Source organism: Actinomadura violacea (assembly GCF_017573465.1).
GTDB lineage: Bacteria > Actinomycetota > Actinomycetes > Streptosporangiales > Streptosporangiaceae > Spirillospora > Spirillospora violacea.
Genome location: NZ_JAGEPF010000009.1, coordinates 156880 through 170071, shown reverse-complemented (window position 1 = coordinate 170071; position 13192 = coordinate 156880). Strand labels below are relative to the sequence as shown.

The 13192-nt window shown below is 72.5% G+C and carries 11 protein-coding genes; 10 read left to right on the top strand and 1 reads right to left on the bottom strand.

Annotated elements, in window-relative coordinates; translation table 11 throughout:
• Nucleotides 1-2: 2 nt before the first annotated feature.
• From J4709_RS15675 to J4709_RS15665, 3 genes are read left to right on the top strand one after another with little or no spacing between them, the layout of a single operon-like run.
• Complete coding sequence (locus J4709_RS15675) at nucleotides 3-965, top strand: DUF4432 family protein (protein WP_208241288.1); 963 nt, start codon at nucleotides 3-5, stop codon at nucleotides 963-965.
• Entirely contained in the window at nucleotides 962-1759 is a 798-nt protein-coding gene (locus J4709_RS15670) for an SDR family NAD(P)-dependent oxidoreductase (protein ID WP_208241286.1), read from the top strand. The genes J4709_RS15675 and J4709_RS15670 overlap by 4 nt, the downstream gene beginning before the upstream one ends.
• Nucleotides 1760-2572 (top strand): SMP-30/gluconolactonase/LRE family protein, encoded by an 813-nt coding sequence (locus J4709_RS15665; RefSeq protein WP_208241283.1) that lies wholly within the window; start codon nucleotides 1760-1762, stop codon nucleotides 2570-2572. It begins immediately after the preceding gene.
• A gap of 3 nt (nucleotides 2573-2575) precedes the next feature.
• On the opposite strand, the gene tnpB is transcribed toward J4709_RS15665, so the two are convergent.
• Nucleotides 2576-3901: an IS607 family element RNA-guided endonuclease TnpB gene (gene tnpB / locus J4709_RS15660; RefSeq protein WP_208241281.1), complete on the bottom strand. Its 1326-nt coding sequence runs from the start codon at nucleotides 3899-3901 to the stop codon at nucleotides 2576-2578.
• Between the two features lie 114 nt (nucleotides 3902-4015).
• Between tnpB and J4709_RS15655 the strand changes: the two genes are divergently transcribed.
• The 7 genes from J4709_RS15655 to J4709_RS15625 all read left to right on the top strand — a co-directional run bounded on the left by J4709_RS15655 (nucleotide 4016) and on the right by J4709_RS15625 (nucleotide 13191).
• A complete protein-coding gene (locus J4709_RS15655; RefSeq protein WP_208241280.1) occupies nucleotides 4016-5191 on the top strand; it encodes a DUF5005 domain-containing protein in 1176 nt (391 codons plus the stop codon).
• Between the two features lie 4 nt (nucleotides 5192-5195).
• Entirely contained in the window at nucleotides 5196-6164 is a 969-nt protein-coding gene (locus J4709_RS15650) for an alpha/beta hydrolase (RefSeq protein WP_208241278.1), read from the top strand.
• 37 nt (nucleotides 6165-6201) lie between these two features.
• Nucleotides 6202-6894 (top strand): FadR/GntR family transcriptional regulator, encoded by a 693-nt coding sequence (locus J4709_RS15645; protein WP_208241277.1) that lies wholly within the window; start codon nucleotides 6202-6204, stop codon nucleotides 6892-6894.
• A 174-nt stretch (nucleotides 6895-7068) separates the two neighbouring features.
• Nucleotides 7069-8346, top strand: a complete 1278-nt coding sequence (locus tag J4709_RS15640; RefSeq protein ID WP_208241276.1) for an ABC transporter substrate-binding protein — start codon at nucleotides 7069-7071, stop codon at nucleotides 8344-8346.
• A gap of 4 nt (nucleotides 8347-8350) precedes the next feature.
• Nucleotides 8351-9313, top strand: coding sequence for a carbohydrate ABC transporter permease (locus tag J4709_RS15635; protein ID WP_232383530.1), 963 nt, complete (start codon nucleotides 8351-8353; stop codon nucleotides 9311-9313).
• A complete protein-coding gene (locus J4709_RS15630; RefSeq protein ID WP_208241275.1) occupies nucleotides 9313-10119 on the top strand; it encodes a carbohydrate ABC transporter permease in 807 nt (268 codons plus the stop codon). The genes J4709_RS15635 and J4709_RS15630 overlap by 1 nt, the downstream gene beginning before the upstream one ends.
• A gap of 33 nt (nucleotides 10120-10152) precedes the next feature.
• Nucleotides 10153-13191 (top strand): glycoside hydrolase family 38 N-terminal domain-containing protein, encoded by a 3039-nt coding sequence (locus J4709_RS15625; RefSeq protein ID WP_208241274.1) that lies wholly within the window; start codon nucleotides 10153-10155, stop codon nucleotides 13189-13191.
• The last annotated feature ends 1 nt before the right edge of the window (nucleotide 13192 follow it).

Sequence of the window (13192 nt, the reverse complement as noted above, 5' to 3'; positions counted from 1 at the left end):
CGATGGCGTACCGACGGCACCGCCCGGTCCGCAACTGGGGCGCGCGCCTGCACGAGATCACCTGGTTCGGGATGCGCGCCGTCGTGCTGGAGAACGAGCTGCTGCGCGTCACCGTCCTGGCGGACAAGGGCGGTGACGTCGCCGAGTTCTGCTACAAGCCGCGCGACATGGACTTCGTCTGGCTCGCCCCGGACGGGATCCGCAACCCGCGCGACGTGGCGGGCGGCGCGAGCGACGACGTGGCGGCGTTCCTCGACCACTACGAGGGCGGCTGGCAGGAGGTGCTGCCCAACGGCGGCGAGCCGAGCGCCTACCGCGGCGCCGCGCTCGCGCAGCACGGCGAGGTCGCCGGGCTGCCCTGGGACGTCGAGATCGCGGCCGACGACCCGTCCGAGGTCGCCGTGCGGCTGACCGTGCGGGCGCGGCGCATGCCGCTGCGCGTGGTGAAGACGTTCCGGCTCCTGTCCGGCGAAGCGGAACTGCGCGTCGACGAGGAGCTGACCAACGAGTCGGACGTCGAACTGGAGGCGATGTGGGGCCACCACATCGTCTTCGGCGCCCCGTTCCTGCGTCCCGGCCACCGGATCCGGCTGCCGGACGGTGTCGCCGCCGACCCCGGGCTGACGGTCGTCCCCGAGCGCGGCGCGCCGAGCGACATCCACTACCTGTCCGGGTTCCGGGACGGCCGCTACGAGATCATCGACCCGGACGCGGCCCTCGGCCTGCGGGTCCGCTGGGACGCCGCCGTCCTGCCGGACCTGTGGCTGTGGCGGGAGCTCGGCGCCACCCGCGAGGCGCCCTGGTGGGGCCGCGCGTACGTGGTGGGGCTGGAGCCCTTCGCGGGGCGGCCGACCGAGGGCCTCGCCGAGGCCGTCCGGAACGGGTCGGCGCTCGCCCTGCGGCCGCGCGAGACCAGGCCGCTGTGGCTGCGCGCGGCCGTGATCGAGGGGGAGGAAGCGCGATGAAGGAGTTCGCCGGCAAGGTCGCCGTGGTCACCGGAGGGTCGCTCGGCATCGGCCGGGCGGTCGTGCGGCGGCTCGCGCGGGACGGCGCGGCGGTCGTCTTCTGCGGCATCGACGAGGACGGCGTCCGCGCCACCGAGACCGAGCTGCGCGGCGACGGCCTGGACGTGACCGGCGCCGTCGCCGACGTCACCGACGCCGGGCAGATGCGCCGGCTCGTCCGCCGCGCCGTCGACGCGCACGGCGGGCTCGACACCGTCGTCACCTGCGCCGGGATCCAGCGGTACGGGACCGTCGAGGACACCGCCGAGGAGCTGTGGGACGAGGTCCTGGACGTCAACCTCAAGGGCGTCTTCCTGGTCTGCAAGGCGGCGGTGCCGGAGCTGCGGCGGCGCGGCGGCGGCACGATCGTCACGGTCTCGTCGGTCCAGGCGTTCGCGTCGCAGGACCGGGTCGCCGCCTACACCGCGAGCAAGTCCGCGATCAACGGGCTCACCCGGGCGATGGCGCTCGACCACGCGGCCGACGGGATCCGCGCCAACGTCGTGTGCCCCGGCTCCGTCGACACCCCGATGCTGCGCTGGGCCGCCGACCTGTTCCGCGGTGACACGAGCCAGGAGGACCAGGTCGCCGAGTGGGGCCGCGCGCACCCGCTGGGCCGCGTCGCGCGGGCGGAGGAGGTCGCCGAGGTGGTGGCGTTCCTCGCCGGCCCGCGCTCCTCGTTCATCACCGGGGCCGAGCACCGCGTCGACGGCGGCCTGCTCGCCCGCAACCCCGCCGCACTCCCGGAGGTCTGAATGCCCGACGCCCGCGTCTTCTTCGACGGCCTGTTCAGCAGCCCGCGCCTCGACCATCCCGAGTGCGTGGCGGTCCATCCCGACGGCAGCGTCTGGTGCGGCGGGGAGGCGGGCCAGATCTTCCGCGTCGACCCGGCGGGCGAGAGCATCGAGCAGGTCGCCACGACCCACGGGTTCGTGCTCGGCATCGCGTTCGACGCGTCCGCCTCCCACCTGTACATCTGCGACATCAAGTATCCGGGGGTGTTCCGCCTCGAACTGGCGACCGGCGAGGTGTCGCTGTTCGCCGACGGCGCGGACGGCCACCGCTTCGTCAACCCGAACTACCCGGTGATCGACGCGGCGGGCCGGATCTACGTCTCCGACAGCCGGCAGATCGACGCCCCCGGCCCGTCGGTGTTCCGCTACGCGCCGGACGGCGCAGGCGAGGTCTGGGACGAGCGGCCGATGGCGTTCGCCAACGGCCTCGCGCTGGCGCCGGACGGGTCGGCCCTGTACGTCGCCGAGTCGTTCTTGCCCGGCGTCACCCGCGTCGAGATCCGGGCGGACGGCACCGCGGGCGACCGCTCGACGGTCGCCGAGCTGCCCGGCACGGTTCCCGACGGCATCGCGTTCGGTCCCGACGGCCTGCTCTACGTCGGCCTCTACGAGCCCAGCGAGGTGCTGCGGCTGACCCCGGACGGGCGGCCGGAGACGGTCGTCCGCGACCCCACCGCCCACCTGCTCTGCCATCCGACCAACCTGGCGTTCCGGGGGACCACGGCGTTCGTGGCGAACCTGGGCCGCTGGCACATCAGCGCGTTCGACCTCTGACCGTTATCCGAACTGGGAGCGAATGTGAGCATCCGCTGTCCGGACAGCCCCCGCTTGCGCGGCGGCGGTCCCGGTCTTGCCCACTCGTGCGGTGCCGGGTTCCTGCTTCGTGGGCGGTCGCCCGGCGGGGCCGGGTCTTACATCGCCTCCACAGGCGTTTCGTCTCTCCGCCCCACTGGCGGCGAGGTCACGCAGGTTGATCGCGGCGTTGACGTCCCGGCTCAGCGTCAGGCCGCACGCGCCGCACCGGAAGGTCCGCTCGGACAGGGACAGGCTTGGCTTTCGCCCACCGCACCCCGAGCAAGTCTTGGACGAGGGGAACCAGCGGTCGGCCACAACCATGCGGCCGCCGTTCCACCCCGCCTTGTACTCCAGCATCCGCCGCGCCGTCGCGAAGCCCTGGTCGGAGACAGCGCGGGCCAGCCGCCGGTTGGCCAGCATGCCGGTGACGTTGAGGTCCTCCACGACAACGGTTTCGTAGCGGGCGGCCAGGCCGCTGGTGGCCTTGTGCAGCGCGTCGGCGCGGACGGCGGCGACGCGCGCATGACATTGGGCGAGCCGTCCGGCGGCCTTGGCGCGGTTGGCCGAGCCGGGCCGTGTACGGGGGTGGGCCTTGCCGAGCTGCTGCAGTCTCCGCAGCGCGGCCCGCAACGCCTTCTGCCCGCCGACCTCGATCACAGTGCCGAGGCCGTCGACGCCGGTGAGCAGTGTCTTGACGCCAAGGTCGACACCCACGACGCTGCCTGGCCGGGCATGCCGTGCGGGAACGTCGCGGTCGACGTGAACAGTGAACGAGACGAACCAGCGGTGCGCGGTCCGCGTCACGGTCGCCGACAGGATCCGCGCCGTCCCGTTCTCCAAACGGCGGGCGAGCTTGCGGGTGGACTCGTGAGTGGCGATCGTCCCCAGACGGGGCAGCGTCACGGTCAGGCCGCTGCAGCGCATCACCCCCGACCCGAACCGGAAAGAGTCACGGCACCGGCCCCGCTTCTTGAACCGGGGAAACCCCAGACGGCGGCCTTTCCGGAGACCCTTGCGAGCCCGGACGAACTCACGCAGTGCCCGGTCCAGGTCACGGAAGGCCTCCTGGTAGACGCACTTGGAGTTCTCAGCCCACCAGCCCAGGGCCGGGTCAGTCTTCTTCACCCGGTTCCACAGCCGGTGCAACTCCATACCCGTCCACCACTTGCCCTCGGCGTCGTGGCGGTCCAGGCAGGCGGCCAAGCCCCAGTTCCACGCGAACCGCGCCGCACCCGCATGCGAATGCAACTCCCGCTCCTGCCGAGGGGTCGGGTCCAGCGCGAACCGGTACGCCTGCGTCACCTGCATGACACGAACCGTAGCCGGGACCCCTGACAAAGCGAGTAGCGCGAGGCTCGGACGCAACAGCACACATAGACATGCACCTCCCACCCAACAGTCCCGAACCCCAGGAAGGTCCGCATGCGTCTTCTCATTCGTGCGGCCGCGGCTTCGACGCTGGCCGCGACCGCACTGCTCGCACCCTCGGCCGCCGCGCACGCCGCCGCTGTGACCTGCGGCGGGAGCGCCGCGCCGGCGTTCGGCACGGCGACGCCCGACACCTCGCTGAACACGCGGTTCACCTCGTACGGCAACGGCAACGCGCTGCTGGACGACTGGACCGGCGCCGACAGCACCTACTCGGTGAAGCTGCCCGACGGCCGGACGGTGTTCGGCTTCTCCGACACCTTCCTCGGCAAGGTCAACGCGGACGGGTCCCGGCCGATGGCCGTCGCCGACGGCGGCACGACCCCGTTCGTCAACAACACCTTCGTCGTGCGGTCGGCGGCCGGCGCGCTGACCGGGACCGCGCACGGCGGCACCGCCGCGAACCCGACGGCCCTGCTGCCGCCGCGCGACGCCTCGCACGTCTACTGGGCGGGCGACATGACGATGAACGGCTCGGAGATCCAGCAGCCGTACCGCGAGTACAAGGTCGGGTCCGGCGACCTGAACGTCACCTGGGACGCCAACGTGCTCGCGCGGTTCTCGACGAGCGACCTCACCCGGCCGGTGTCGGTGACCTCGCTGCCGTCCGGCAGCGGCGTCATGTGGGGGTCGGCGCTGCTGCGGGACGGCGGCTACACCTACGTCTATGGCACCGAGGACCTCGGGACCGGCGGCAAGCACATGTACGTCGCTCGGGTGGCGGGCACCGACCTGCGCGGGACGTGGAGCTACCTGGCGGCGGGCGGCGCCTGGTCGACGTCGGAGTCGGCGGCGGTGGAGGTGCTCGGCGGCGTGTCCAACGAGTTCAGCGTGAGCAAGCGCGGGAACTTCTACATCCTGCTCACGCAGGACACCAAGGACGCGTTCAGCGCGCAGGTCGACACCTACCTGTCCTGCTCGCCTGCCGGGCCGTTCACCGACGAGAAGACCGTCTACAACACGCCCGAGGGCGGGGCGTTCGGCTCGTACGGCGACCCGGACGTCTACACCTACAACGCGCACGCGCATGCCTCGCTCACGACGGCGAACAGGCTCGTGGTGTCCTACAACGTCAACAGCCTCGACACGACCACGGGGCCGACGCGGGACGTGTACCGCGACGTGAGCATCTACCGCCCGCGCTTCATCGACGTCCCCGTGACGGGCTGACCCGATGGATCGCGAACTGTCCGAGGCGCTCGCCGGGATGCCATACGTGAGCCTGGCCGACCCGGTCAAGGCGCGGGCGGCGATGCGGGACCTGTCGGCCGCGCTGTCGGGGGAGCCGGAGGCCGACCCGCGCGTGGACGTCGCCGACCGGACGATCCCCGGCGGCGTCCCGGTGCGCGTCTACCGGCCGGAGCGGCCCGCCGGCCCCGCGCTGGTGTACTTCCACGGCGGCGGCTTCGTCACCGGCGACCTGGGCAACGAGCACCACCGCTGCCTGGACTTCGCGGCCGGGCTCGGCATCGTCGTGGTGTCGGTGGACTACCGGCTCGCGCCCGAGCATCCGTTCCCCGCGCCGTTCGAGGACGCCTGGGCGGCGACCGCCTGGACGCACGCGCACGCGGCCGCGCTCGGCGCCGACCCGGGCCGGGTCGCGGTGGGCGGCGGCAGCGCGGGCGGCGGGCTGGCGGCGGCGGTGGCGCTGCGGGCGCGCGACGAGGGCGGCCCGCCGCTGGCGTTCCAGCTCCTGCTCTACCCGGTGCTCGACGACCGCATGGACACCCCGTCGATGCGGGCCTACACCGAGCCGCCGCTGTTCAACCGGGGGGAGGTGGAGCAGATGTGGCGCCACTACCTCGGCCCGGACCGGGGGACGCCGGGCTGGGAGACGCCCGTGTACGCCGCTCCGGCCCGCGCCAGGGACCTGTCCGGGCTACCGCCCGCGTACGTGCTGGCGGCCGAGGCGGACCCGCTGCGCGACGAGGACCTCGCGTACGCGCGGCGGATGATCGAGGCGGGCGTGCCGGTCGAGCTGCGGCACGTTCCCGGCGCCTACCACGGCTTCGACGGCGTCCTGTCGGCGGCGGTGGCGCGGCGGGCGCTCGCCGACCAGCACGAGGCGCTGCGTGGAGCGTTCCGCCTCGGCCCCGGCCGGCCCGGTCCCGACCCTGGACAGCCCGGCACATCAAGTGATTAGATGACTTGACTTCTTCCAGGAGTGAACGAGGTAACGAATGTCCAAGGATGTCGCCAGGCCCAGCCTTTCCGACGCGCTGACCGAGCGCGTGCTGGAGCTGATCCGCTCCGGCGGGCTGCGTCCCGGCGACCGGCTGCCCTCGGCGCGGGAGCTGTCCGAGCGCTTCGCGGTCACCACCCCCACGCTCCGCGAGGCGCTCCGCCGGCTCGAGGCCACCGGCGCCGTCCAGATGCGGCACGGATCCGGCATCTACGTCGGCGCCGACCTGGAACGGGTCGTCATCCCCAACCCCAACGTCCGGCCGCTGCAGGGCGACCTGCTCCTCCAGCTGCTGGACGCCCGGCTGCTCATCGAACCCCCGCTGGCCGCGATGGCCGCCCGCCGCGCCGAACCCGGCGACCTGGAGCGGCTGCGCGCCGTCCTGGACCAGGCGGGCCGGCACCTGGAGGGCGAGGACCTAGAGTTGGACGCGGCGAACAGGTCCTTCCACCGCGCCACCGCCCAGGCGTCCGGCAACGCAGTGCTCGGCGAGGTCATCGACTCGCTGCTGTCGGTGCACGGCGCCGAGCAGCGGGAGATACTGCGGATCTTCGACGACCGGCGCCGCGACCACGACGACCACCGGGCCATCCTCGGCGCCATCGAGGCCGGCGACGCCGGCCGCGCCGAGGAGCTGATGCGGCTGCATCTGCGCGACGTCACGAAGGTCATCGCGTCCCGGCTCGACTGACCGCCCCGGCCGGCCCTCGCCGGCCCCCGACCCACCGCCCGTCACCGGCCGCCCGCCCGCGCAGGGCCCGCGGCCCCCTCCCGCACACCCTCAGCGCCACTCCCGGAACACCGCACACCCGGAACACCGTCAGCACGACCTCCAACCCCACCCCCATGAACCAAGGAGGCCCCCATGCCGTCGATGCGCACGCGCACCACCGCCGCCCTCGCGGCGGCCGCGGCACTGGTCGCGGTCGCGGGCTGCGCCTCGGGCAACGACTCGGGAGGGTCGAAGTCCGGGCTCAGGCTCTACAACGACAAGGGCGCGTGGAAGCCCTTCTTCGAGCAGATGAGCGCGCTGGGCAAGCAGCAGACCGGGCTGGACATGAAGCCCGTCGGCTACACCGACGAGCCCACCTACACCGCGTTCATCAAGTCCTCGTTCCGCACCAAGGTCAAGCCGGACCTGTTCACCTGGCAGACCGGCGGACGCCTGGAGGAGATCGTCCAGCAGAACCAGGTCGCCGACACGACGTCGATCTGGCAGGACGCCATCAAGAGCGGCGACCTCACGCAGGACCTCGCCAAGTACTACACGGTCGGCGGCAAGCAGTACTGCGTGCCGCTCAACACCGGGTACTGGGGCATGTTCTACAGCAAGAAGATCTTCGCGAAGTACGGCCTGACGCCGCCCAGCACCTGGGCGGACCTGATGAAGATCGCGCAGACGCTGAAGAGCAAGGGCCAGGTCCCCTTCAACCAGACCACGCCCACCTCGCTGTTCTCCTTCGCCTGGTTCGAGCAGCTGCTCGCCGGCACCGACCCCGACCTCTACGAGCGGCTGTCCACCGGGCAGGCGTCCTACACCGACCCCGGCGTGGTCAAGGTGATGGAGCAGTGGAAGTCGATGATCGACTCCGGCTACTTCTCCAACCCCGGCGACAAGGCCGACCCCGCCGACCACTTCAAGTCCGGCGACGCCGCCATGGTCATCAACGGCACCTGGTTCAACACCAGCATGACCCAGCGCGGCCTCAAGCTCGGCACCGACTACGGGTTCTTCCTCATCCCGAACGTCACGCCGTCGCTGCCGAAGCGGTCGCTGGTCTTCGAGAGCGGGCCGCTGTGCTCGCTGCGCAAGGCGCCCGACCCCGCCGCCAGCACCAAGTACCTGAAGTGGTGGGTCACGCCCGGCGCCCAGGAGAAGTGGGCGAACGCGCGCGGCGACGTGTCCGGCAACCCGAAGGTCAAGATCGCCGACCCCGAGCTGGACAAGATCACCAAGGAGGCGGCGAACGGCCGGAACCGGCTGGTGCTCCGCTACTTCGAGGCCGCGCCCGCGCCCGTCCTGACCGCCGCCCTCAGCGGGTTCGACGGCTTCCTCAGCAAGCCCGGCTCGTACATGGACGTGCTCAAGGACATCCAGAAGGCCAACGAGGACTACTGGAAGAACCACAAGGCCGGAAGCTGAACCGATGACCGACCAGACGACCGCCGTGCGCGCGAGGACCCCGCACCGCCGCGCGCGCGGCGGGCCCCACCGCCGCTCGGGAGGCGGGCGCCTCCCGAGCGGGTTCGCGATGCACGGCCGGTTCCGGCACGCCTACCTCACCCCGGCCGTCCTCTTCGTCGCGGTGCTGATCTACCTGCCGTTCCTGTGGACCGCGTACCTGAGCCTCACCAGCTACGACGGCCTCGGGTCGCCGAAGTTCACCGGGCTCGACAACTACCGGCGGCTGTTCCAGGACGAGGCGCTGCTCACCTCCGTCCGCAACACGCTGCTGTGGGTCGCCGGCACGACGATCCTGCCGGTCGGGCTCGGCCTGCTGGTCGCGGTGCTGTCGTACAACATCAAGGGCGGCGCGTGGTACCGGCTGCCGTTCCTGATCCCGTACGCGATGTCGGGCGCCGGCCTCGGCCTCATCTGGGGCTTCATCCTGCAGCCCGACGGCATGGCCAACCAGGTGCTGACGTTCCTGGGCATGCCCGGCGGCCACACCGAGTTCCTCCAGGACGGCCCGCGCAACACCCTCGCGATGATCGTGGTGTGGGCGTGGCAGCAGCTCGGCGTCAACATGCTCCTGTTCGTCGTCGGACTCCAGTCGATCCCGCGCGCGCCGATCGAGGCCGCCCGCATCGACGGCGCGTCCGGCTGGCAGCTGTTCCGGCACGTCATCTGGCCGCTGATGCGGCCGCTCACCACCGTCGTGTTCGGGCTGGCGCTGGTCGCGAGCCTGAAGACGTTCGACATCGTCTGGGTGATGACGCAGGGCGGCCCCGGCCGGACCTCCGAGACCCTCGCGGTGACCATGTACCGGCAGGTCTTCGTCGCCGACGAGTACGGCTACGGGTCGGCGATCGCGGTGGCGCTCACCACCGTCACCGGCCTCGCCTCCTACGTCTACCTGCGCCACCAGCTCGCCAGGGAGGGCTCCTGATGCGCCGCGCCGTGCTGATCGTCCTCGGCCTGGTGTGGCTGTTCCCGACGTACCTGATCGTCGCGAACGCCGTCCGCCCCGCCGGCGACTACGACCCCTCCGACGCGGTGAAGCCGCCCGGGTCGATGGGCCTGTTCGACAACGTCTCCGAGGCGTGGAGCCGCACCGACGTCGGCGCCACCCTCGGCAGCACCGCGATCTACAGCCTGGTCGCGCCGGCGCTCGCCGTGCTGTTCGGCGCGCTCGCCGGATACGCGATCGTCGTGCTGCGCGTCCGGTTCGGGTTCCTCTGGTTCATCGTGATCTTCGCGGGCACCGTCGTGCCGTTCCAGATGCTGCTCGTGCCGCTGTTCGTCGGCTACAGCAAGGTGTCGCTGTACGACAACCAGATGGGCCTCGTGCTGGTCCACACGGCGATCAGCGTGCCGCTCGCCGCGCTGGTGATGCGCAACTTCTTCGGCTCGGTGGCCGTCTCGATCTTCGAGGCGGCGCGGCTGGACGGCGCGTCCACCTTCCGCATCTTCTGGCGCATCTACCTGCCGCTGTCGTCGGCCGCGCTCGCCGCCGTGTTCATCCTCGAGTTCACCTACGTCTGGAACGACCTGCTGTTCGGGCTGACGCTGGCGCAGTCCGACAACGTCCGGCCGGTCTGGGCGGAGCTGTCGGCGCTCACCACCGACGTGTACGCCGGGACGCCCGTCCCGGTCGCGCTGGCCGCCGGGCTCGTGGTCTCGCTCCCCACGGTCGTGCTGTTCCTGGCGACCCAGCGGCTGTTCACCCGCGGGCTGACGCTCGCCCAGTTCTGACCCCTCGGTCACAGTCATTCTGAGAGGACACGGATGACCAGTCGGCTCCTGACGGAGAGCCTCGGTTCCCCGGACTACGACGGAATCCGCGCCGCCCTCCGCCACGACACCTCCGCCGAGGTGCTCGCGGTCCGCGGGCTGTCGGTGCGGGCGGCGGTGGTCCCGCTGTTCAGGCGGGACGAGGCCGGCGCGCTCCGGCAGGCCGTCCGGATCGAGGCGGGCCCCGGGCTGACGCTGCGGCTCGGCGACGCCGAGGAGAGCACCGACGACGCGGGCCGGGCGACCCTGCTCGTCCCCGCCGTCGACGCCCCGCGCCGCCTCACCCTGGAGGTACGGGACGGCGCGGGCCTCGTCGGTGCCGCGCCCCTCGACGTCACCCCGCAGCGCAAGTGGAGCGTCTTCGTCGTCCACCACTCGCACCTGGACATCGGCTACACCGACACCCAGGGCACCGTGCTGCGCCACCACCTCGACTACCTCGACGCGGCGCTCCGGCTGTCCCGGGAGACCGACGGGCGGCCCGACGACGCCCGGTTCCGCTGGTCGGTGGAGTCGTCGCTGCCCGCGCTGCGCTGGCTCGCCACCCGCCCGGCCGACCAGGTCGCCGAGTTCGTCGACCGGACCCGCGGCGGGAACATCGAGGTCACCGCGTTCCCCATGCAGCTGCACACCGAGGCGTGCTCGATCGACGAGCTGTACCGGCAGCTGCGGTTCGTCGCGGACCTGCGCGACCGGCACGGCATCGGCGTCCGCTCGGCGATGCACACCGACATCCCGGGCGCGGTCGTCGGCGTCGTCGACGCGCTGAACGCCGCGGGCGTCCGGTATCTGGCGGCGGCGCACAACTGGGCGGGACGGTCCGTCCCGTACATCACCGGCGGCGACAAGCTCGGCCGCCCGTTCCGGTGGCGGGCGCCGAGCGGACGCGAGCTGATCGTCTGGTTCACCGACACCCCGCACGGCATGGCGTACATGGAGGGCAACACCGTCGGGCTCGTCGACGGCTACGACCTCGCCGAGGACCTGCTGCCGCGCTACCTGTCCTCCCTCGCCGACCGGCCCTACCCGTACGGGCCCGGCACCTTCGGCTGGTACGCGGCGCCCGGCCAGGTCGGCGCCGACAAGGCCCCCGACGTCCTCGACGCCGTGCACCTGCGCGTGCAGGGCGCGCACGCCGACAACGCCGGCCCGTCGATCATGCCCGCCGACATCGCGCTGCGTTGGAACGCGACATGGGAGTACCCGCGGCTGCGGACGGCGACCAACGCCGACTTCTTCGAGCACGTCGAGGAGCACCACTACGACCGGCTCCAGGTCCACGAGGGCGACTGGACCGACTGGTGGGCCGACGGCCTCGGCTCCGGCGCCCGCCCCCTCGGGCACGTCCGGCGCGCCCAGAACGTCCTGCGCACCGCCGAGACGCTGCACTCCCTCGCCGGCGCCGAGGCCGAGGGCCTCGACGACGCCTACGACAAGGCTGCGCTGTTCGACGAGCACACCTGGGGCGCGGCCAACCCGTGGGAGGACGCCGAGGAGGGCGGCGACTCCGGCGGCCTGCAGTGGACCCGCAAGTCCGCGGTCGGCTACCAGTCCTACGACGACGCCCTCGACCTGCTGCAGGCCGGGGCGCGGCGGTTCGGCGCCACGCTCGGGCCCGCCCCGGACGCGCTCGCCTCGTTCGCCGTCCTGAACCCCGGCGGCGCCGCCCGCACCGACGCCGTCCGCGCGTTCCTGCCGCGGGACGTGGTGCCCGTCGACGTCCCCGTGACGCTGCTCGACGCCCGCACCGGCGAACCGCTGCCGCACCACGAGGAGGAGGTCGACCCCGACGAGTGGCCGACCCGCCCCATCGGCCGCCACCTCGAAGTCGTCGTCCCGGACGTCCCCGGCATGGGACGCGTGCGCCTCGACGTCGTCCGCGGCGAGAACCCGGCCCCCGAACCCGTCGACCTCGGCCGCGACGGCGTGATCGAGAACGAGTACTACCGCGTCACCTACGACCTCGCCGAAGGCCACCTCGCCTCCGTCTTCGACAAGGCCGCCGGACGCGAACTCGTCAACGCCGACGCCGCCGCCGGGTTCGGCCAGTACGTCTACGACCGGTACGCGACCGCGCCGCACTTCAACCACATGTCCGGGCACATGCTCGTGCACGACAAGACGCTCCTCGGCGACCGCGCCCTCGGCCGGCACGCCGCCGTCGTCAGGTGCGAACGCACCGCCGTCGGAGAACGCCTCATCGTGGAGCTCACCGGCAAGGGCGTGGACTGGATCCGCACCACCCTCGACCTGCACGCGGGCGTGCCGCGCCTCGACCTGCGCTTCCAGCTCGGCAAGCAGCCCACCGCGACCAAGGAGGCGGTGTTCTTCGCCTTCCCCTTCGCGGCCGGCGGGCCGCCCGCCGCCTGGGAGTTGACCGGCGGCGTCGGCGGCACCGGCGTGCCGAGCGTCCCCGGATCGGCCGAGCACATGCGCCCGATCCGGCACTGGGTCGCGTTCGAGGACCCCGACCTCACCGTGGCGTGGGCGACGCTTGAGGCGCCCCTCGTCCAGTTCGGCTCCATCCACATGCCGTACGCGCCGTTCCCGCCCACCACCGACGACGAGCCCGCCACCGTCTACTCCTGGGCGCTGAACAACATCTGGGACACCAACTTCCCGTCCCAGCAGCAGGGCGAGACCACCTTCCGGTACGCCGTCGCGTCCGCCGCGGGCGGGCTCCCGGGCCGCCGCCTCGGCGCCCTCGCCGCCGCCGGGCTCACCGACCCGTTCGTCGCGACGCTGACGACCGGGACCGAGCCGGCGCCGCCGGCCGCGGCGTTCGCGTCCGTCGACGACCCCGACGTGCACGTCACCTCGATCGGGCGGGACGGCGCCGACCTCGTCGTCCGGCTCCGCTCGCTGTCCGCCGCGCCCGTCGAGACGACGCTGACCGTCCCCGGGATGCGCGGCGCGACCGTCGACTCCGGCCTCGGCCGCGACGCCGCGCAGGCGCCCGTCCGGGACGGCGCCGCGACCGTCCGCCTGCCCGCCTGCGGGATCGTCGCCGTCACGGTGAAGGGGAACCTCTGAC

Bases quoted from the DNA above. Each gene is read 5' to 3' on its own strand.
- J4709_RS15675 (WP_208241288.1), top strand. From the start codon at position 3: ATGGCGTACCGACGGCACCGCCCGGTCCGCAACTGGGGCGCGCGCCTG.
- J4709_RS15670 (WP_208241286.1), top strand. From the start codon at position 962: ATGAAGGAGTTCGCCGGCAAGGTCGCCGTGGTCACCGGAGGGTCGCTC.
- J4709_RS15665 (WP_208241283.1), top strand. From the start codon at position 1,760: ATGCCCGACGCCCGCGTCTTCTTCGACGGCCTGTTCAGCAGCCCGCGC.
- tnpB (WP_208241281.1), bottom strand. From the start codon at position 3,901: ATGCAGGTGACGCAGGCGTACCGGTTCGCGCTGGACCCGACCCCTCGG.
- J4709_RS15655 (WP_208241280.1), top strand. From the start codon at position 4,016: ATGCGTCTTCTCATTCGTGCGGCCGCGGCTTCGACGCTGGCCGCGACC.
- J4709_RS15650 (WP_208241278.1), top strand. From the start codon at position 5,196: ATGGATCGCGAACTGTCCGAGGCGCTCGCCGGGATGCCATACGTGAGC.
- J4709_RS15645 (WP_208241277.1), top strand. From the start codon at position 6,202: ATGTCCAAGGATGTCGCCAGGCCCAGCCTTTCCGACGCGCTGACCGAG.
- J4709_RS15640 (WP_208241276.1), top strand. From the start codon at position 7,069: ATGCCGTCGATGCGCACGCGCACCACCGCCGCCCTCGCGGCGGCCGCG.
- J4709_RS15635 (WP_232383530.1), top strand. From the start codon at position 8,351: ATGACCGACCAGACGACCGCCGTGCGCGCGAGGACCCCGCACCGCCGC.
- J4709_RS15630 (WP_208241275.1), top strand. From the start codon at position 9,313: ATGCGCCGCGCCGTGCTGATCGTCCTCGGCCTGGTGTGGCTGTTCCCG.
- J4709_RS15625 (WP_208241274.1), top strand. From the start codon at position 10,153: ATGACCAGTCGGCTCCTGACGGAGAGCCTCGGTTCCCCGGACTACGAC.